Annotated in this window: 20 protein-coding genes and 1 riboswitch; of the genes, 15 read left to right on the forward strand and 5 right to left on the reverse strand. The window is 70.9% G+C overall.

Going from position 1 to position 17,816, the window contains the following annotated elements:
- Positions 1-84 precede the first annotated feature (84 nt).
- Positions 85-1,659: a DHA2 family efflux MFS transporter permease subunit gene (locus OG707_RS10115; protein ID WP_329116634.1), complete on the forward strand. Its 1,575-nt coding sequence runs from the start codon at positions 85-87 to the stop codon at positions 1,657-1,659.
- Positions 1,656-2,270 carry an acyl-CoA-like ligand-binding transcription factor gene (locus OG707_RS10120; protein ID WP_329116635.1) on the forward strand — a complete coding sequence of 205 codons (615 nt, stop codon included), beginning with the start codon at positions 1,656-1,658 and terminating at the stop codon, positions 2,268-2,270. The genes OG707_RS10115 and OG707_RS10120 overlap by 4 nt, the downstream gene beginning before the upstream one ends.
- 4 nt (positions 2,271-2,274) lie before the next feature.
- Here OG707_RS10120 and OG707_RS10125 read toward each other — a convergent pair whose 3' ends face one another.
- A complete protein-coding gene (locus OG707_RS10125) occupies positions 2,275-3,114 on the reverse strand; it encodes a GntR family transcriptional regulator (RefSeq protein ID WP_329116637.1) in 840 nt (279 codons plus the stop codon).
- Positions 3,115-3,331: 217 nt separating this feature from the next.
- Here OG707_RS10125 and OG707_RS10130 point away from each other — a divergent pair, with 217 nt between their 5' ends.
- On the forward strand, positions 3,332-4,750 hold the full coding sequence (locus OG707_RS10130; RefSeq protein ID WP_443071305.1) for a cellulose binding domain-containing protein: 1,419 nt from the start codon (positions 3,332-3,334) through the stop codon (positions 4,748-4,750).
- 53 nt (positions 4,751-4,803) lie between these two features.
- Here OG707_RS10130 and OG707_RS10135 read toward each other — a convergent pair whose 3' ends face one another.
- Both OG707_RS10135 and OG707_RS10140 read right to left on the reverse strand, forming a co-directional pair.
- Positions 4,804-5,022, reverse strand: a complete 219-nt coding sequence (locus OG707_RS10135; protein WP_329116639.1) for a hypothetical protein — start codon at positions 5,020-5,022, stop codon at positions 4,804-4,806.
- A gap of 128 nt (positions 5,023-5,150) precedes the next feature.
- Complete coding sequence (locus OG707_RS10140; RefSeq protein ID WP_329127704.1) at positions 5,151-5,915, reverse strand: GntR family transcriptional regulator; 765 nt, start codon at positions 5,913-5,915, stop codon at positions 5,151-5,153.
- 147 nt (positions 5,916-6,062) lie between these two features.
- On the opposite strand from OG707_RS10140, the gene OG707_RS10145 reads away from it, so the two are divergent.
- The 6 genes from OG707_RS10145 (at position 6,063) to OG707_RS10170 (ending at position 10,271) form a co-directional block, all read left to right on the forward strand.
- A complete protein-coding gene (locus tag OG707_RS10145; RefSeq protein ID WP_329116640.1) occupies positions 6,063-6,497 on the forward strand; it encodes an ATP-binding protein in 435 nt (144 codons plus the stop codon).
- Between the two features lie 185 nt (positions 6,498-6,682).
- On the forward strand, positions 6,683-7,906 hold the full coding sequence (locus tag OG707_RS10150) for an MFS transporter (protein WP_329116641.1): 1,224 nt from the start codon (positions 6,683-6,685) through the stop codon (positions 7,904-7,906).
- A 58-nt stretch (positions 7,907-7,964) separates the two neighbouring features.
- Positions 7,965-8,423, forward strand: coding sequence for a MarR family winged helix-turn-helix transcriptional regulator (locus OG707_RS10155; protein ID WP_329116643.1), 459 nt, complete (start codon positions 7,965-7,967; stop codon positions 8,421-8,423).
- Between the two features lie 54 nt (positions 8,424-8,477).
- Entirely contained in the window at positions 8,478-9,116 is a 639-nt protein-coding gene (locus OG707_RS10160) for a LysE family translocator (RefSeq protein WP_329116645.1), read from the forward strand.
- An 88-nt stretch (positions 9,117-9,204) separates the two neighbouring features.
- The gene (locus OG707_RS10165; RefSeq protein ID WP_329116647.1) at positions 9,205-9,744 is read left to right on the forward strand and encodes a phosphoribosyltransferase family protein; all 540 of its coding nucleotides are present in this window, start codon (positions 9,205-9,207) and stop codon (positions 9,742-9,744) included.
- A gap of 110 nt (positions 9,745-9,854) precedes the next feature.
- Positions 9,855-10,271: a hypothetical protein gene (locus tag OG707_RS10170; protein ID WP_329116649.1), complete on the forward strand. Its 417-nt coding sequence runs from the start codon at positions 9,855-9,857 to the stop codon at positions 10,269-10,271.
- A 1-nt stretch (position 10,272) separates the two neighbouring features.
- Here the strand turns inward: OG707_RS10170 and OG707_RS10175 are convergent, their stop codons facing one another.
- Both OG707_RS10175 and OG707_RS10180 read right to left on the reverse strand, forming a co-directional pair.
- Entirely contained in the window at positions 10,273-10,470 is a 198-nt protein-coding gene (locus OG707_RS10175; RefSeq protein ID WP_329116651.1) for a DUF397 domain-containing protein, read from the reverse strand.
- Positions 10,454-11,278, reverse strand: a complete 825-nt coding sequence (locus OG707_RS10180) for a helix-turn-helix domain-containing protein (RefSeq protein ID WP_329116653.1) — start codon at positions 11,276-11,278, stop codon at positions 10,454-10,456. The genes OG707_RS10175 and OG707_RS10180 overlap by 17 nt, the downstream gene beginning before the upstream one ends.
- 84 nt (positions 11,279-11,362) lie before the next feature.
- Between OG707_RS10180 and OG707_RS10185 the strand changes: the two genes are divergently transcribed.
- The 6 genes from OG707_RS10185 to OG707_RS10210 all read left to right on the forward strand — a co-directional run bounded on the left by OG707_RS10185 (position 11,363) and on the right by OG707_RS10210 (position 17,677).
- Positions 11,363-11,869, forward strand: a complete 507-nt coding sequence (locus OG707_RS10185) for an ATP-binding protein (RefSeq protein WP_329116655.1) — start codon at positions 11,363-11,365, stop codon at positions 11,867-11,869.
- An 86-nt stretch (positions 11,870-11,955) separates the two neighbouring features.
- A riboswitch (cobalamin riboswitch) is annotated at positions 11,956-12,022 on the forward strand.
- Positions 12,023-12,155: 133 nt separating this feature from the next.
- Positions 12,156-13,373 carry a prenyltransferase/squalene oxidase repeat-containing protein gene (locus OG707_RS10190; protein WP_329116657.1) on the forward strand — a complete coding sequence of 406 codons (1,218 nt, stop codon included), beginning with the start codon at positions 12,156-12,158 and terminating at the stop codon, positions 13,371-13,373.
- A gap of 5 nt (positions 13,374-13,378) precedes the next feature.
- Positions 13,379-14,047 (forward strand): SCO2322 family protein, encoded by a 669-nt coding sequence (locus tag OG707_RS10195; RefSeq protein ID WP_329116659.1) that lies wholly within the window; start codon positions 13,379-13,381, stop codon positions 14,045-14,047.
- Positions 14,047-15,162, forward strand: coding sequence for a CbiQ family ECF transporter T component (locus OG707_RS10200; RefSeq protein ID WP_329116660.1), 1,116 nt, complete (start codon positions 14,047-14,049; stop codon positions 15,160-15,162). The genes OG707_RS10195 and OG707_RS10200 overlap by 1 nt, the downstream gene beginning before the upstream one ends.
- Positions 15,159-16,877, forward strand: a complete 1,719-nt coding sequence (locus OG707_RS10205; RefSeq protein WP_329116661.1) for an ABC transporter ATP-binding protein — start codon at positions 15,159-15,161, stop codon at positions 16,875-16,877. The genes OG707_RS10200 and OG707_RS10205 overlap by 4 nt, the downstream gene beginning before the upstream one ends.
- Positions 16,829-17,677 (forward strand): ECF transporter S component, encoded by an 849-nt coding sequence (locus OG707_RS10210; RefSeq protein ID WP_443071306.1) that lies wholly within the window; start codon positions 16,829-16,831, stop codon positions 17,675-17,677. The genes OG707_RS10205 and OG707_RS10210 overlap by 49 nt, the downstream gene beginning before the upstream one ends.
- Positions 17,678-17,816 lie beyond the last annotated feature (139 nt).

Consider the following 17,816-nt stretch of genomic DNA (forward strand, 5'->3'; position numbering starts at 1 on the left):
GAAAGTCGAGAACCAATTGACAGTCGACAACTTTTTGCGAGTTACTGTCACTAATGCTCGCAGCCGACTCCATCGGAGGCCACCATGGCAACCCCCGCCACCACCCCCGCACTCGCCGACTCCCCACGCCGCTGGCTCGCGCTCGCCGCGCTCACCCTGAGCGTGCTGATCGTGGGACTCGACGGCACGATCATCAACGTCGCCTTACCGACACTCTCCACCGATCTCGGCGCCGACAGCGCCCAGTTGCAGTGGATCGGCGGCGGATACCTCCTCGCCCTCTCGGTTGCGATGCTCCCGGCCGGGCTGCTCGGCGACCGGTACGGACACAAACGCCTGCTCCTCGGCGGCATCACCCTCTTCGGCCTCGCCTCACTGGCCGGCGCACTCGTGAGCTCGACCGCCGCGGTCATCGCGGTCCGGGCGGTCCTCGGCCTCGGCGCCGCGATGATCATGCCGCTGTCGATGGCGATCCTGCCGCGCGTCTTCGCCAAGTCCGAACTCCCCAAGGCGGTCGCCGTCTGGACCGCCGCCACCGCGCTCGGCATGCCGGTCGGCCCGGTCGTCGGCGGCTGGCTGCTCAACCACTTCTGGTGGGGCTCGGTCTTCCTCTTCAACGTCCCGGTCGTCGCCCTCGCCCTGACCGCCGCACTCTGGCTGCTCCCGAGCGACCGGTCCCGTACCCGCATCCAACTCCCCACGACGAAGGCCCCGTTCGATCTGCTCGGCACCGCACTGAGCGCACTGGGCATCACCGCGCTCGTCTACGGAACGATCCGCATCCCCACCGAGGGCTGGACGAGCCCGTTCGTCCTGGCCACGCTGGTGGCGGGGTTCGCGCTGCTGACCGCGTTCGTACGCCGCCAGCGGAAGACCGCCCACCCGCTGGTCGACCTCACCCTCTTCCGGAGCCGCGCGTTCCTCTGGGGCACGCTCCTCGCCGTCTTCGTGAACTTCGCGGTGATGGGGATCCTGTTCGTCGTCCCGCAGTACCTCGAAGCGGTCCTCGGCAATGACGCACTCGGCACAGGCCTGCGCGTACTCCCCCTGATCGGCGGCCTGATGGCGGCGGCGACGCTCAGCGAGGCACTGGTCCCGAAGCTCGGCGCCCGCAAGGTGATCACGGCGGGCCTGCTGCTCCTCGCAGCAGGCGCCTTCCTCGGCGCCACGACGACAGCCACCGACGGGTACGGCTTCACCGCGCTCTGGCTGGCCCTCACCGGGCTCGGCTTCGGTACGGCGGTCGTGCCGGCCACCAGCCTGGCGATGGGCTCGCTCCCGGCCGACGCGGCGGGACAGGGGACCAGTCTCCTGGAGACGGTGCAGCAGGTCGGCGGGGTGCTGGGTGTGGCGGGCCTCGGATCTCTGCTCAGTGCGGGCTACTTGGCGCGCCTCACGCTCACCGGGGTCCCCTCGGAGGCGGCGGGCGCGGCGCGGGACTCCGTATCGGGGGCGGACGCGGTGGCGGCGCAGCTCCACAACCCGGAGCTGCTGGCCTCCGCCCATGTGGCCTTCACGCACGGCATGAACCTGGTGATGCTGGCGTGCGGCGCGATCTCCGTACTGGCGGCCCTGCTCGCGGCGCGGTTCGTGCCGGGCAGCACTACAGCGCAGCCGGTGGCCGCGACGACGCCCGTACCTGCAGAATCACTGGCATGAGCCCCAAGGAGACCCCGGCCGTGTCCGCACCTTTGTCCCTGCGCGAGCGCAAGAAGCTGAAGACGCTGCGGACGATCCGCCGCGAGGCCTTCCGCCTCTTCGCCGAACAGGGTTACGAGGCGACGACGGTGGACCAGATCGCGGATGCGGCCGAGGTCTCCCCCAGCACGTTCTTCCGGTACTTCCCGACCAAGGAGGACGTGGTCCTGGACGACGACTACAACCCGGCGATGGCGGAGGCCCTGCGCGCCCGCCCCGCCGACGAACCGGTCATCGAGTCGATCCGCCAGGCACTGACCGACTCGGTGGGCGAGCTCCTGCAGCACGACCGCGAGGAGCTCATGATCCGTACGCGGCTGACTTACAACGACCCGGCGATCAGGGCCCGTTCGATGGACGAGCTGGTACGGAGCGAGGCAGAGGTGGCGGCGATGATCGCCGACCGCACGGGCCGCCCGGAGTCGGACCTGGAGATCCGCTGCGCGGCGGCGGCGATCATCGCGGTGTCGTCGGCGGTGATACGCCACTGGGTCGAGGGGGACGGTCAGGAGAACCTCTCGGCGCTGTACGACACGCAACTGGGGCTGCTGGCGGCGGGATTGAGGCTCTGACTCCTCAGGTCGGCCCCTGCACATCCCCCGTGGTCGACGACGTGATGATGTCGCCGTGCGCGAAGTCCCCCGGCGGGATCCCCGGGTGGTGCCCCCGCGACCGGGCGCCCTGCGCGACCGACGTCCCCAGGGCCAGCCGGGAGACGATGCGATACCGGTCCCCCCGGTACACCGAGTGCACGTACTCGACGGGTTGGCCCGACCGGTCCGTGGTCAACCGCTCGATCAGCAGCGCCGGCGAAAGCACCGGCACCTCCAGTACGGCGGCCTCCGCCTCGTTCACCACCGTCGGCTCGATCGACTGCACCGCCTCGTGCACGAACACCCCGTGCTGCTCGCGCAGATGGACGTACAGATCACCGGCCTCCAGCTCCTGGGCGCTCAGCCCGGGCACCAGCCGGGCCGGGATGTGCAGATGCTCGATCGCCATCGGGGCCTCGTCGACCAGTCGCAGCCGTGCGATGTAGACCAGCTCGTCGGCGGGTGACATCCGGAGCCTGCGCCCGATGCGGGCGCCCGCCTGCACCGTGGAGAACTCCAGCAGCCTGCTGGACCAGTGCCCGTTCGCCAGCGGGACCGCGACCGTCGCGTCGTCCGAGACCAGCTCCTGCGTGATCTTCGCGGGCGCGACGAACATCCCGCGCCCGTGCTGACGTACCAACTGCCCGGTGGCCACCAGCTCGTCGACGGCGGCACGCAGCGTGGGCCGCGAGACGCCCAGTGCCGCGCACAGCGTCCGCTCCGAGGGAATGGCGTCGCCGGGACGGCACGTCTCGATCAGTCCGAGCAGGTGCTCGCGGACCCGTTCGCGCTTCAGTACAGCGCCCGAGGAACCGCCATCCATGCGTTGCCTCCATTACCACTGGTCATATGCGTGGCCGCCATCCTAGCGGCGAACGACAACAACAACCCCTATTACTCAGGCACTTGACGCCCCAAGTGGTCTATGCCACCTTCTTGCCAGCGTCAACTGGTCAGCTTGCCAATTGGTCAGGTACGGACGATCCGCACTGCCCTACGCACACCCTCCGCAACACCCCCACTCGGAGAGGACCCGCCAGATGATGAAGAGACCCCTGATGCGCGCAGCCGTCGGTGCCGCCACCGTGACCGGCCTCTGCCTGGCCGCGCTCACCGCACTGCCCGCGAACGCGGCGGCGCAGCCCGTGAAGATCCAGTACCGGCAGAGTTCCACCGGTTCGGACCAGGCCGAGCCCTGGTTCAAGGTGGTCAACTCGGGCAGCGGCAGCGTGGCCCTGAGCCAGGTCAAGATCCGGTACTACTTCAAGGCCGACGCCGGCGCCTCGTACACCTTCGCGTGTTCCTGGGCGGTGAAGGGCTGCGCGAACATCACCGGAACCTTCGGCACACTCGCCAACCCCACGGCCACCGCGGACCGTTACCTGGAGATCGGCTTCACGTCGGGCGCGGGATCGCTCGCGGCGGGCGCCGACACCGGCGACATGCAGCTGCGCTTCTACCGCTCCAACTGGGCGTCGCTCAACCAGAGCGACGACTACTCCTTCGGTGCGGCGCAGACGGCGTACGGCGATTGGACGAAGGTCACGGCGACGGTGGCCGGCACCACGGTCTGGGGCACGGCCCCGGCGGGCAACGACCCGACGACCCCGCCCACCGACCCGCCGACGACACCGCCCCCCGGCGGCGGAACGGCGCTCTTCGACGACTTCAACTACACGTCGTACAACGACCCTTCGATCGACGCCCACGGCTGGAGCGTCCGCTCGAACTCCGGCGGTCCGGGCGTCTCGGGCGCGACATGGGCCCCGCAGAACGTCACCTTCGCCACGCAGAGCGGCAACTCGGTGATGAACCTCGAAACGTCCACGGCAGGCACGGGCGAGTCGACGAAGCAGACCGAAGTCCTCACGAAATCAATGAAGTTCAAGAACGGGACGTACGCGGCGCGCGTGAAGTTCGCGGACGCCCCGAAGGCGACGGGCCCGGACGGCGACCACCTGGTCCAGACGTTCTTCACGATCAACCAGCTCAAGGCCCCGATGGCGGACGACTACGCGGAGTACGACTTCGAGTACCTCCCCAACGGAGGCTGGGGCGAGCCGTCGAACATCCTCTACACAACGTCGTGGGAGACGTACAACCCGGACCCCTGGCAGGCGGTCAACCAGCACTCGGAGTCGCGGCAGTCGTTCGCGGGCTGGCACGACCTGGTGGTGACGATCGACGACGCGCACATCACGTACTACATCGACGGCGCGCAGTTCGGGCAGCACGACGCCCAGTACCTGCCCGAGGCGCCGATGTCGATCAACTTCAACCAGTGGCTGATCGACTTCGGCGGCCAGTCGTCGACGACGCCGCGCGCGTACGACCAGCAGGTCGACTACGTCCTCCACGTGAAGGACCAGGTCCTGACCCCGGCCCAGGTCAACGCGAAGATCGCGGCGTACAGGGCGGCGGGAACGCACTTCGAGGACACGGTGCCTTCGTCGGGCTGACCGGGGACGAGGGGCGGTGGCCGCAGCGCTCGGCGGCCACCGCCTCCATCCCGTCAGCGCGCGGCCCGCAGCCGTAACGCTTCGGCGAGCCGCTCGGCGTACTCCGCGGGGACCATCCCCAGATTTACGTACGGCTTCCCGGTATGGGTGACCCAGGGCCGGAGCTGCCCGCACACGAATTCCGGAACACCCAGCGCATCGAAAGCCTCCCGCACCGCTTCGGTCGCATCCTCGGCGGTCTTACGACCGTCCCGCCACTGCTGCATGTCCATGTCCGCCCCCGTGTCCTGTGCCGCACGCCGTTGTCCGGCCAAGGCAGAACACACCGCGCCGCCGGGCTCCGGTTCCGGAAGCGGCCCAGGCATGGCGAGCGTCACAGGCGGGCGCGTGCCCTGCCTCGTCAGGCCTCGAAGTCGTACTCCAGGATGTACGAAGCGGAGTCGAGGACCATCTCGTTGGCCTCCACCGCTCCCCCGCCCGCCGCGAAGGCCGTACGGCTCACGAGGATCACCGGGGTGCCGCTGGGGAGTTCGAGGTCCTTGGCCTCGGCGGGGGTCGGCATGCGGGAGCGGAGCTCCTCGCGGAAGTGGACGGGCGCGTGGCCGAGTTCGGCGAGCCGGGCATAGATGCCGCCGCTGCCCGGGTCAGGTCGCGTCACAGCCGATCCGGCAACCAGCCCGGCGGGCAGATGCGAAGCCGCCAGCATCACGGGCTTCCCGTCGAGCGCGTACCGGCGGCGGCGCACCCAGACGAGGGCTCCCGCTTCGACGCCGAGGACGTGGGCGATCCGTGCGTCGACGGGCTCTTCCGCCACCGAGACCTGGTCGACGACGAGTTCACGCTCCTCCCCGACATCGGCGGACCACACGGACCGCCCCGCGCCCCACTGCTCGGCCGCGAGCCGCTGGATGCCCCGGCGCCGGAGCGGACGGAATCCGCGTACGAAGACGCCGGCGCCCTTGCGGGCCTCGGCGATGCCCTCGCCCTGCAGCACGGCCAGCGCCTGGCGGACCGTCATCCGGGCGACGCCGTGGACGGCCATCAGGTCGTTCTCCCCGGGCAGCCGGTCCCCGGGCCCGTACTCGCCCGCGGAAATCGCGGTCTTCAGCTCGTCCGCGATGCGCTGGTACTTGCGGCCCCCGGCCTCTCCCTGCCCCGCTCCCACTGTCACCCTCCGATCCTCTCCGGAGACACCCTAGGCCTCCTGCACATGGGTCGAACTGCTGGTCAGATCCTCGCATTCGATTGACATCTCTAGAGATGTATCGCTTCACTTGGACTGATGAGAGATGTCTTCGCGAGGAGGCAGGAATTGCAGGATCCGGAAGCCGGCACGCCCGCCGACGGCCACACGTTGCTGGGCCTCATGACACTGCCGGCGGACCCCGCGTCGGTGGCGACCGCCCGCCGCGAGTTCCTGGTGTCGGCGATACGGCTCGACCTGGTCGGCCGCGTCGACGAATGCGTGCTGATGCTCTCGGAGTTGGTGACGAACGCGATCGCCCACGGCTGCGCGGAGGAGCCCTGGCTGGTGCGCGTCGAATGGCACCGGACGTCCGACGCCCTACGGGTCGAGGTGCACAACCCGGGCCTGCCCGGACCCGTACAACTGGTCAAGCCGCGACAGGACGACGAGCACGGGCGGGGGCTACTGCTGGTGGACGCGCTGGCGTACGAGTGGTCGGTCGGGCCAAGTCCGCACGGGGGGACGGTTGTTGCTTTCGTGATGCGCGGGGCGCTTCGCTAGCGTGATGGCCTAGGCTCGGTCTCACTTACTCAAGAGACTTCTGCCCGGTGACGGAGTCGGCGTGGGGCGCGCGTCCCTGTTCCACGCCAGCACTGGACGGTTCCAGGCGATGACCACGGGTCGGCACATCAGGACGCCGACGGCCCCGGGTGGTCCGCCCCGCCGGGCAGCGAAAGGGACGCGCCGTGCCGTCGGCGACCTACCGCACCCTGCTCCGGACCCCTGGGGCCGCAGCCTTCTTCCTCACCGCGACCGTTGCCCGTACGGGCATCGCCATGTCCAGCCTGGGCATCATCTGGCTGGTGCACGGCCGGACCGGTTCGTACGCCGTGGCCGGCCTGGTGACCGGCGCGTTCGCCGTGGCCGAGGCGGTGGTCGGGCCTCAACTGGCCCGCCTCTTCGACCGCTTCAGCCAGACCCGCGTACTGCCCCTGATCCTCCTGGCACATGCAACGGCTGTGGGGACACTGCTGGCCCCGGTCGAAAACGACAATCCCCATTGGCTGATGACGGTGGCCGGGGCGCTGGCGGGCGCCACGATCCCACAGCTGGGCGCGCTGTCGGCGGCCCGCTGGTCGGCGCTGCTGAGCGGCGACCGGGCGGCATCGCTGCCCACGGCCTTCGCCCTGGAGTCGCTGGCCAACGGCCTCTGCTACTTGACGGGCCCGGCGCTGGTCACGGCGGTCGGGTCGAGCAGCGACCCGGCGTACGGTATGGTCCTGGCCACAGCTTTGGTGGTCGGCGGCGGCCTGGCATTCGCGGCGCAGCGCCGTACAGCGCCGGCGACTTCGGGCGCCGCCGAGCGCAAGCACGCGGGCCGCTCGCTGCTGCGGCCGGGTTTCGCGGTGCTGGTCGGCGTGAATCTCACCCTGGGCGTGTACTTCGGCGCGATGCAGGTGTCGGTGACGGCGTTCGCGGTGGAACTCGGAGCACCGGACACGGCAGCACCGCTCTACGCCGTATCGAACTGCGCGAGCCTGCTGGCCGGCTGGCTGTACGGACTGCGCCGCTGGCGCGCGACACCTCAGCGCCAACTGGCGCTAGTGACAACAGGATTGACGCTGAGCACACTGCCCCTGCTCGTAGCCGACTCGGTACCGACCTTGGCCGCCGCACTAGCGGTCACCGGCCTGACCATCCCCCCGATCCTGGTGCTCTCCTCGACGCTCACGACTACGTCCGTACACCGGGCGGCCCTCACCCAGGCGTTCGCCTGGCTGGCGTCGGCGAGCGCGGCGGGTTCGGCGGGCGCGGCAGCGCTTTCGGGCCGCGCGGTGGACGCCCATGGAGCCCACGCGGGCTTCGCCATCGCGGCGGCGGCCACGGCCGCGATGGCGGTCCTGGCGGTGGCACATGCGCGCGCCGGAACCCGCGGGTCAACACCCGGCCTTTACCTCAAGTCCAGTTGAGGATCTAGCTTCGGACGTGTCGCCGGAACGGTCCGGCATCCGAAGGGGGCAGCCCGTCATGGAGTACTCGCACAGCGACGCCGAGATCATCAAGCAGCCGATCGGGTACTGGAGTTGGGCCGCGTACAACGCCGTCGTCACCCGCACCAGGGGTGCCCTCGCCGAGATCGGACTCACCCAGCCCCAGTGGTGGGTCCTCCGCCAGGCCGCCGAGGGCCCGAAGTCCCGTACCGAGGTGGCCCGGATCCTCAAGGGCTACCTCGACACGGGCGAGGACGGCATTGGCGCGGAGATCGACAGCACGGTGACCCAGGGCTGGATCACCCAGGCCCCCGACGCACAGCAGCACCTGCACCTCACCCCCGAGGGCCGGGCCCTCTACGAGAAGGCCGCCACCCTCCAGGGCGAACTCCAGGCGGAACGCCACGCCGGCATCTCCGACAACGAGTACCGCGCCACGCTCAAGGTGCTCCAGCGCTTCATCCACAACACGGGCGGCCGGGCCTGGCACCACTAGGGACCGGCGGCGGCACTGTGGGCGCATGAACAGCCGTCGTGCTTACATGAGTTCATGGTTTCCACCGACCGCCTGCTGGCCTTCGCGGCCATGTCGTTCCTGCTGATCGTGATACCCGGACCCAGCGTGCTGTTCGTGATCGGGCGAGCCCTGTCACAGGGACGCCGCGCCGCGCTGACCACGGTCGCCGGGAACACGCTCGGCGCGTACGTGCTCGTCGTGGCCGTGGCGCTGGGGGTGGGGGCCGTGGTGGAGCGATCGGTCCTCGTCTTCACGGTGCTGAAGCTCGCGGGCGCCGCGTATCTGGTGTACCTCGGGATCAAGGCGGTACGGCAACGAGGGGCACTGCACACCGCGTTCACCGGCGACGGCCCGACGCACGGCAGCCTGCGCACCTTGTGGGAGGGGTTCGCCGTCGGTGTGGCCAACCCCAAGACGATCGTGTTCTTCGCCGCCGTACTGCCGCAGTTCGTCGACCACGGCCGAGGCCACGTCACGACACAAATGCTGCTGCTCGGCCTGGTCTTCAATGTCATCGCGGTGGCCTCCGACAGTGTGTGGGGCCTGGCCGCGGCGACCACCCGAACCTGGTTCGCCCGCTCACCGCGCCGTCTCGCCGTGGTGGGTGGTACCGGTGGTCTCGCGATGATCGGACTCGGCGTCACCATCGCCGCGACCGGTCGCAAAGACTAGGCGGAATCGCTCGCCGCCGATTCAGCTCTGTCGTTCGGGCGTCGAAATTGGTTTGCCGCGTTTTGTGGTGATCAGGAGACTCGCTCTCATGCCAACGACTGCGCGTGACCTGACACTTGAACACTTCCGGTGGATCGGTGGGCACGCGGACGTGTGGGCGATCTTCCGGGATGCCAAGGCGCTGGCCGCGGTGGTGGCTGGTCTGGTGGAACCGTTCCGGGACGAGCGGATCACAGCGGTCTGTGGGATCGAGTCGCGGGGATTCCTCCTGGGTGGCGCCGCAGCCGTCGAGCTTGGTGTCGGATTCGTTCCCATCCGGAAGGGTGAGGGTCTCTTCCCCGGCGACAAAGTGGTGCGTCAGTCGGCTCCCGACTACCGACGCCTTCGTCACACCCTTCGGCTCCAGAGATCCTCGTTGGGTCCGGGGGACCGTGTCCTGCTGGTCGACGACTGGATCGAGACCGGCAGCCAGGCCGCATCCGTCAAGAGCATGGCCGAGGAGCGCGGCTCCACCTGGGTGGGGTGCAGCGTCATCGTCGATCAGCTCAGCGACTCGTCGGAGAACATCACCCTCGGCACCGTTCGAGGACTGTTGGCCGCGCAGGACCTCCCACCGTACGAAGCCTGAAGCAGCTGACGGCATGTGATGCGGCCCTGCCCAGGCAGCCCCGCGTTCCTCTCCCGTCTTGGCCCGCGTAGGCTCTCGCGCCAAGGTTGTTGAGATCGCTGGGGGCCGACGTGCAGACAGACGACGAGAACGACCCCGTACCAGCGGGCCAGGGAACCATCGAGCTGACCAGGGTCCCGGACGGTTACCGGGACTTCCTCCGCAGCTACACCGTGCTGGTCGACGAAGTCCCGGCGGGCCGGATCCGTCGCGGGCAGACGCTGAACCTCCAGGTCCCCGCAGGCACACACCAGCTGCGGCTGACGATCGCCTGGTGCTCAAGTCCCGCGATGACCGTCGACATCGACGCCGGTACGCCGGCCTACTTCGCCTGCGCCCCGGGCGATCAGCCGTCCGCAATCACCGCCGTCACCTCCGGGGCGAACGACTACATCTCGCTCTGGCGAACGGCGGAGGCCGCAGCCCTGCCGGCCAGGACCCGCATCGGTCGGCGCCGCGATCGTGGTGCCGGGTCCGAGACTGGCTGAGTTACTGCTGCACGTCGGCGACGAAGGCGCGCCAGGCATCGGCGCTGAAGACGAGGGCGGGGCCGTCGGGGCGCTTGCTGTCGCGGACCGGGACGGTGGTGGGGCAGGTGTCGGACACCTCGACGCATTCGCCGCCACTGCTGCCGCTGTACGAGGACTTCCGCCACTGTGCGTTGGTCAGGTCAGGGGTGGTCCCCATAGCGTTCCTCCATCACGCGAGCGATCAGTGCCGCCGAGTCTCTGGGCGACAGCGCCTCGGCCTGCAGGCGAGAGTAACCGACCGAACGCTCTTTGATCACTTGCGGGTTGGCCGTCATATGGCCCTGGTCGTAGCTCTCGCAGTAGTGGATGTCCGGGTCGTTCTCGAAGCGCATGATCGTGAACGAGCCCATCATTCCGCTGTGTTGACCCACCGAAAAGGGCAGCACCTGCAGGTTCACCCATGCCCAGTCGCGGAACTCCAACAAGCGGGCTAGTTGGCTCCGCATCACCTCGCGGCCCCCGATCTCCCGGTACAGCGTCGCCTCGTCCAGGATCACCCACACCACGGGCGGCTCCTCGCACGCAAGGACGCGTTGGCGGTCCATGCGGGCCTCCAACCGGGCGTCGAGTTTCTCCGGCGCCTCGACGCCGAGCACGGCCCGCGCATACGCCTCCGTCTGCAACAGCCCGTATACCAACTGCGCCTGATACGTGGAGATGTACGTCGCCCGCGCCTCCATCTCCGCGTACGCCTGGAACCACGCCGGGAGTTGGCTCCGCAGCACCAGCCCGATCAGGCGCGAGAACAGCCCGTCCGTGCCCAGCGCCGCGTCCAGTCGCTCCGAGAAGTCGCGGGTCGGGATCTTCTTCGTCGTCTCGATCTGGCCGATCAACGACCCCGTACAGAAGATGATGTCGCCAAGTTGGCCCTGCTTGAGGCCGCAGGCCTCGCGGGCGCGGCGGAGTTCGTAGCCGTAGTAGTCCAGTGGGGACGCGCTGGGGTCGAGCGGGTGGACTCTGGCCACGGCGGGCACCTCCGGGCTCCAACACCTCGCGGCGTTCGTTTCGTTCCGTAGCCGAGCGTAATCACCCCGTCGCACGCTGGTGCCATGAATCACACAACTGGTCCGCAGGTGGCGGGTGTTGAGACCGGCTATCGCGCGGAGCTCGCCGTGAGTGAGCACTCCGCCCGGCATCTGCGGCGCGTCCTGCGGCTGTACCTCACCGGCTGGGGGCTGCCGGAGCTTGCCGACGCGGCCGAACTGGCGCTGACCGAGCTGATCGCCAACGTCGTACGGCACGTCCCCGGCCGCCGCTGCTCCACGCTCATCCTGCGCCAGGGCGACGGCGTGCGGGTCGAGGTCTCCGACGCCTGTCCGCAGTTGCCCCGCCCAGCGCGCAAATCCAGTCTCGCCGAGAGCGGGCGCGGGCTGATGCTGATCGACGCCGTCACCGACGACTGGGGCGTGGAGCCGAGGCCGGACGGCAGCGGCAAGACGGTCTGGTTCGAGTGCACGTCAGCCGCCGCCATCGGTGACATCGACCTGCCGGAGTTCGATCTCGGCGAGCCGATGTCCGACGAGGACATGGACGCCATCCTGCGTGCCGGACGCTGAGGGGGCCCCGGCAGCGCCCCCACCGCCCCCGCGCCGCCTCGAATACGGGCCGGTAGAGTGAGCCCGTCGTCATCACACCCGTACAGGGGAAAGCCGGTGCAAATCCGGCGCTGGCCCGCAGCCGTAAGCCATCACTGGTAAGTCGGAATGCCCTGTACGCGACCGTGTAGCGGCTCGTGTCACCGGATCCCCCGGTGGCCGGCACCGTCGAGGTAAGCGGAGCCGGAGCCCCGGTGCCCGAGCGGGCCCGTGTCCCGGCTTCCCCGCAGGAGAGGCCCACCCCGTCATGACCGTTCGCCGCAGCGCCGCAGTGCTCGCCGCCGCCACCGCCGTGCTCTGCACGGCCGCAGCCCCGGCCGCCTTCGCCGACGACGCGTCACCGTCCGCCTCCGCGTCGCCCGCCGTGGTGATCCCTTCCGGCCTGTACGGGAAGACCGACCCGACCTACGACGGTGTCTGGCGCCAGTCGCTCGCGCTCCTCGCCCAGGACACCGTCAAGGTGACCCCCGCCGCCAAGGCCGTCGACTGGCTCACCGGCCAGCAGTGCGCCAACGGCGCCTTCGCCTCCTTCCGGGCCGACCCGGCCAAGGCCTGCGACGCCAAGACGATGCTCGACACCAACGCCACCGCCGCCGCCGTCCAGGCGCTGCACGCGCTCGGCGGTCACGACGACACCGTGAAGAAGAGCGTCGACTGGCTGAAGTCCGTCGCCGGCAAGGACGGCGGCTGGTCCTACAACCCGGGCGGCCCCAGCGACGCCAACTCCACCGCCGTCGTCGCCGGCGCGCTCGCCGCCGTGGGCGAGAACGCGGACAAGGCGCAGGACGTCCTCCTCTCCCTCTCCGTGTCCTGCGACGACGCCGCCGGCGCGGGCGCCTTCGCGTACCAGCCCGACAAGTCCGGGAAGCTCTACGCCAACGCCAAGGCGACCACCGGCGCGGTCCTCGGCGCTCTCGGCAAGCAGCTCAACCCGTCCGCCGGCGACAAGGACCCCCAGGGCACCGCCTGCGAGAAGGCCACCGACCCGGCGGGCGCCGCGCACAACGGCTCCGCGTACCTCGCGGGCCAGCTCAGCAAGGCCGGCTACCTGAAGTCCACGATGCCCGGCTCCGAGAAGCTCCCCGACTACGGCACCACCGCCGACGCCGTCACCGCGCTCGCCGCCGACGGCCTCTCCGCGCAGGCCCAGGCGCCCCTGGCCTGGCTGGAGAAGAACACCGCCACGTGGGCGAAGACCTCGGGCCCGGCCGCGTACGCCCAGCTGATCTTCGCCGCCCACGCGACCGGCACCGACCCGAAGGACTTCGGCGGCGCCAACCTGGTCGAGCAGCTCAACGCGACCGGTCCCGCCCCACAGACCGCGGCCGCCTCGTCCTCCGACACGAAGAAGGACGACAAGGACTCCGGTGGCTTCAGCGTCTGGTGGATCGTCGGCATCGGCCTCGTCGCCGGTGTCGGCATCGGCTTCCTGATGAGCGCGCGCGGCCGCAAGAACCAGGGCTGATCTCCTTGCGAACCCGTCTGCTCGCTCTTCTCCTCGCGCTCGGCGCCGCCCTCGCGGTGCTGGGCGCGGGGCCCGCCCAGGCGGCCGGCTACCGCTACTGGTCGTTCTGGGACCGCGACGGCAGCTCCTGGACGTACGCGACCCAGGGCCCGTCCACCGCGCACCCCTCCGACGGCGACGTCGTGGGCTTCCGCTTCGCGGTCAGCGAGGACTCCGCCAACGCCGTCCAGCCGCGCGGATCCGCCGACTTCGCCGCGATCTGCGCGAAGACCCCGGCCAAGTCCGGCGCCAAGCGCGTCGCGCTCGTCATCGACTTCGGTACGGCAGCCGACGCACCCGGCGGCGAGACGCCGCCCGCACCCCGTACCGCCTGCGCGCAGGTCGGCACGGACGCGACCACGGCGGAGGCGCTCGCGGCGGCCGCGCCGCCGCTGCGCTACGACGCCAACGCGCTGCTCTGCGCGATCGCCGGCTACCCGAAGGGCGGCTGCGCCGAGCAGGTCTCGACGAGCGGCGGCGGCAAGAAGACCCCCGCCGCGACCGCCACCACCGAGCCCACCGCCGACAAGGACTCCGGTTCCGGACCCTCCGCCGGCCTCCTCGGCGGACTCGCCGTCGTCGTGGTCGTCGGCGGAGCCGCCGTCTGGCAGATGCGCCGCCGACACCGCCGCTGATGCCCACCTCCCTGCGCGCCCCCGCAGCCACCCGCTCCAACGCCCTGCACGCCGGGGCCTGGTGGCTGTGGGCGCTGGGTCTGGCGACCGCCGCCTCGCGCACGACCAATCCGCTGCTCCTTCTCCTCCTGGTGGCGGTCAGCGGTTACGTCGTCGCGGCCCGCCGGACCGACGCCCCGTGGGCGCGCTCGTACAGCGTCTTCCTCAAGCTCGCTCTGCTCGTCCTCGGGATCCGCGTCCTCTTCACGGTCGTCCTCGGCTCGCCGATCCCCGGCACGCACATCCTGTTCACGCTGCCCCAAGTCCCGCTCCCCGACTGGTTCCAGGGCATCCAGCTGGGCGGGAAAGTCACCGCCGAAGGCCTGCTCGCCTCCGTCTACCAGGCCATGAAGCTCGCCGCGCTCCTCATCTGCGTGGGCGCCGCCAACGCCCTCGCCAATCCGGCGCGGCTGCTCAAGTCGCTTCCCGGGGCGCTGTACGAGGCGGGGGTCGCGGTCGTCGTGGCGATGACCTTCGCCCCGAACCTGGTTGCGGACGTGACGCGGCTGCGCGCCGCCCGCCGTCTGCGCGGGCGCCCCGACACCGGCGTCAAGGCCCTGCTCCAGGTCGGACTCCCGGTCCTGGAGGGCGCGTTGGAGCGGTCGGTCGCGCTGGCGGCGGCGATGGACGCGCGCGGTTACGGGCGGCAGGCGGACGTGCCCGCCGCCGTACGCCGCACCACCTCGGCCCTCACCCTGGCCGGGCTCCTCGGAGTCTGCGCCGGTACGTACGGACTGCTCGCGGCGGCCGGAGGGCTCTACGGGCTCCCGCTCCTCCTCATCGGCGTCGCCCTCGCGATGGGCGGCCTCTGGCTCGGCGGGCGGCGCGCGGTCCGCACCCGCTACCGCCCCGACCACTGGGGGCCGCGCTCCTGGCTGGTCGCGGGATCCGGGGTCGCGGTCGCCGCCCTGATGATCCGCTTCTCCTCCACCGAGGCCCTCGCCCTCAACCCCACGACCCTCCCGCTGGCCGCCCCGGAGCTGCCGCTCTGGCCGGCGGCGGCGATCCTGGTGGGGCTGCTCCCGGCTTTCGTAGCGCCCGCGCCCTCTCTCCGCACCGAGGAGTCTGCCAAGTGATCCGCTTCGAGAACGTGTCGGTCACCTACGACGGTGCGGACACCCCCGCACTCGCCGGGGTCGAACTGACCGTCCCCGAGGGCGAGTTGGCGCTGCTCGTCGGACCGTCCGGCGTCGGCAAATCAACCCTCCTCAACGCGGTCTGCGGCCTGGTCCCGCACTTCACGGGCGGCACGCTGACGGGCCGGGTGACGGTCGCGGGCCGCGACACCCGTACGCACAAGCCGCGCGAACTCGCGGACGTGGTCGGCACGGTGGGCCAGGACCCGCTCTCCCACTTCGTCACGGACACGGTCGAGGACGAGCTCGCGTACGGCATGGAGTCGCTCGGCCTCCCGCCGGACACGATGCGCCGCCGCGTAGAGGAGACCCTGGACCTGCTGGGCCTGGCCGACCTGCGGATGCGCCCCATCGCGACGCTCTCGGGCGGCCAGCAGCAGCGCGTCGCGATCGGCTCGGTGCTGACGACGCACCCGCGCGTGCTGGTCCTGGACGAGCCGACGTCGGCGCTGGACCCGGGCGCGGCGGAGGAGGTCCTCGCGGTCCTGCAACGCCTGGTCCACGACCTGGGCACGACGGTCCTGATGGCGGAACACCGCCTGGAACGGGTCGTCCAGTACGCGGACCGGGTCATCCTCCTCGCCGACCGCGGAGCCGCGCCGCAGATGGGCACCCCGGCCGACATCATGGCGATCTCCCCGGTGCACCCCCCGGTGGTGGCCCTGGGCCGCCTGGTGAACTGGGACCCGCTCCCCTTGTCGGTACGGGACGCGCGCCGCAGCGCGGGTCCCCTGCGTGAGCGGCTGGCGGTCACGCGCCCCGTCCAGGCTCCGCACAACACCCCCGTCCCCTCTCTCCCCGTACGGACCGAAGAGCCCGCCCCGCCCAAGCGCGGCCTGTTCGGACGCCGTCGCCCCCAGCCGCGTACCGACGCACCCACCGCATCCGCATCCGGCCCCGTCGCCGAACTCACCTCCCTCGGCGTCCGGCGCGACCGCGTCGAAGCCCTGCGGCGCGTCACCCTCACCGTCTCCCCCGGCGAGACCGTCGCCCTCATGGGGCGCAACGGCGCCGGGAAGTCCACGCTCCTCTCCTCCCTCGTCGGGCTCGTCGAGCCCACCTCGGGCAGCGTCCGCGTCGGCGGGCTCCCGCCCCACCGCACGCAGCCCCGCGAGATGATGCGCCGCGTCGGACTCGTACCGCAGGAGCCCCGCGACCTCCTCTACGCCGACACCGTCGCCGCCGAGTGCGCCGCCGCCGACCACGACTCCGCCGTCCCCGAAGGGACTTGCCGCGCCCTCGTCACCGAGCTGCTCCCCGGTGTCCCCGACGACACCCACCCCCGCGACCTCTCCGAGGGGCAGCGCCTCACCCTCGCCCTCGCGATCGTGCTGACCGCCCGCCCTCCGCTGCTTCTCCTCGACGAGCCCACCCGCGGCCTCGACTACGCGGCCAAGTCCCGTCTGGTCACCCGCCTCCGCGCCCTCGCCGCCGAGGGCCACGCGATCGTCATGGCCACCCACGACGTGGAACTGGCCGCCGAGCTCGCCCACCGCGTCGTGATCCTCGCCGACGGGGAGGTCGTCGCGGACGGCCCGACGGCCGAAGTGGTCGTCTCCTCGCCCGCGTTCGCACCCCAGGTCGCGAAGGTCCTCGCCCCGCAGGAATGGCTGACCGTGCCGCAGGTCGCCGCCGCGCTGGAGAACACACCATGACCGCCGCCCCCATCCGCTTCGGCGTCCGCTCCCTCTGCGCCGTCGCGCTCGTCTCCGCGATCGGCGCGATGGCGTTCCTGTGGCCGCTGTTCGCCGACCCCGGCTCCGACGTCGTCGCGCACAGCGGCGACGCCCCCTGGCTCTTCGCCCTCCTGCTGCCCCTGATGCTGGCCGTGGTCCTGGCCACGCTCGCCGACACCGGCCTCGGCCCGAAGGCCGTCGCCATGCTCGGCGTCCTCGCGGCGGTCGGCGCGGCGCTGCGGCCCCTAGGGGCGGGGACGGCGGGCATCGAGCCGATGTTCTTCCTGATGGTGCTCGCGGGACGCGCGCTCGGCCCCGGCTTCGGGTTCACGCTCGGCTCGCTCACCATGTTCGCGTCCGCGCTGCTCACGGGCGGGGTCGGGCCGTGGATGCCGTTCCAGATGCTGACCATGGGGTGGGTGACGATGGGCGCGGGCCTGCTGCCGCGCGCCGGGGGCCGCGCCGAGCTGTGGGTGCTCGCGGCGTACGGGGCGCTCGCCGGATTCGCGTACGGCTTCGTCATGAACCTCTGGGGCTGGCCCGTCGTGACCGGCCAGTCGACGTCCCTCTCGTACGTCGCCGGGGCGCCGGCCTCCGAGAACCTGCCGCGCTTCCTCGCCTATTACGTGGCGACGTCCCTCGGCTGGGACTTCATGCGCGCCGCCGTCACCGCCGCCCTCTGTCTGCTGCTCGGCCGCCCGGTCCTGAAGGCGCTGCACCGGGCCACGAGGCGTGCCGCCTTCGAGACCCAGGTCACATTCGAGGCCGCGGGGAAGTGAGCCGGGCCACAGGGCTTTGGTCCTGTACGAGGCCGCCTAGTAGGCGCTGAGCGGCGCTGACCTGCGACGGAGCCCCGGGCATTTCGGGAAGGCGTGCGAGCGGGCCTAGTATCCGGACCCTTTGCGGAGCCTGTGAGCC

The organism is Streptomyces sp. NBC_01465, assembly GCF_036227325.1.
GTDB lineage: Bacteria > Actinomycetota > Actinomycetes > Streptomycetales > Streptomycetaceae > Streptomyces.

What these genes read in the sequence shown, in the direction of transcription:
- OG707_RS10185 (WP_329116655.1), top strand. Translation starts at nt 11,363, where the DNA reads ATGAATCACACAACTGGTCCGCAGGTGGCGGGTGTTGAGACCGGCTAT.
- OG707_RS10120 (WP_329116635.1), top strand. Translation starts at nt 1,656, where the DNA reads ATGAGCCCCAAGGAGACCCCGGCCGTGTCCGCACCTTTGTCCCTGCGC.
- OG707_RS10115 (WP_329116634.1), top strand. Translation starts at nt 85, where the DNA reads ATGGCAACCCCCGCCACCACCCCCGCACTCGCCGACTCCCCACGCCGC.
- OG707_RS10190 (WP_329116657.1), top strand. Translation starts at nt 12,156, where the DNA reads ATGACCGTTCGCCGCAGCGCCGCAGTGCTCGCCGCCGCCACCGCCGTG.
- OG707_RS10125 (WP_329116637.1), bottom strand. Translation starts at nt 3,114, where the DNA reads ATGGATGGCGGTTCCTCGGGCGCTGTACTGAAGCGCGAACGGGTCCGC.
- OG707_RS10165 (WP_329116647.1), top strand. Translation starts at nt 9,205, where the DNA reads ATGCCAACGACTGCGCGTGACCTGACACTTGAACACTTCCGGTGGATC.
- OG707_RS10155 (WP_329116643.1), top strand. Translation starts at nt 7,965, where the DNA reads ATGGAGTACTCGCACAGCGACGCCGAGATCATCAAGCAGCCGATCGGG.
- OG707_RS10160 (WP_329116645.1), top strand. Translation starts at nt 8,478, where the DNA reads ATGGTTTCCACCGACCGCCTGCTGGCCTTCGCGGCCATGTCGTTCCTG.
- OG707_RS10210 (WP_443071306.1), top strand. Translation starts at nt 16,829, where the DNA reads ATGGCTGACCGTGCCGCAGGTCGCCGCCGCGCTGGAGAACACACCATG.
- OG707_RS10135 (WP_329116639.1), bottom strand. Translation starts at nt 5,022, where the DNA reads ATGGACATGCAGCAGTGGCGGGACGGTCGTAAGACCGCCGAGGATGCG.
- OG707_RS10200 (WP_329116660.1), top strand. Translation starts at nt 14,047, where the DNA reads ATGCCCACCTCCCTGCGCGCCCCCGCAGCCACCCGCTCCAACGCCCTG.
- OG707_RS10175 (WP_329116651.1), bottom strand. Translation starts at nt 10,470, where the DNA reads ATGGGGACCACCCCTGACCTGACCAACGCACAGTGGCGGAAGTCCTCG.
- OG707_RS10130 (WP_443071305.1), top strand. Translation starts at nt 3,332, where the DNA reads ATGATGAAGAGACCCCTGATGCGCGCAGCCGTCGGTGCCGCCACCGTG.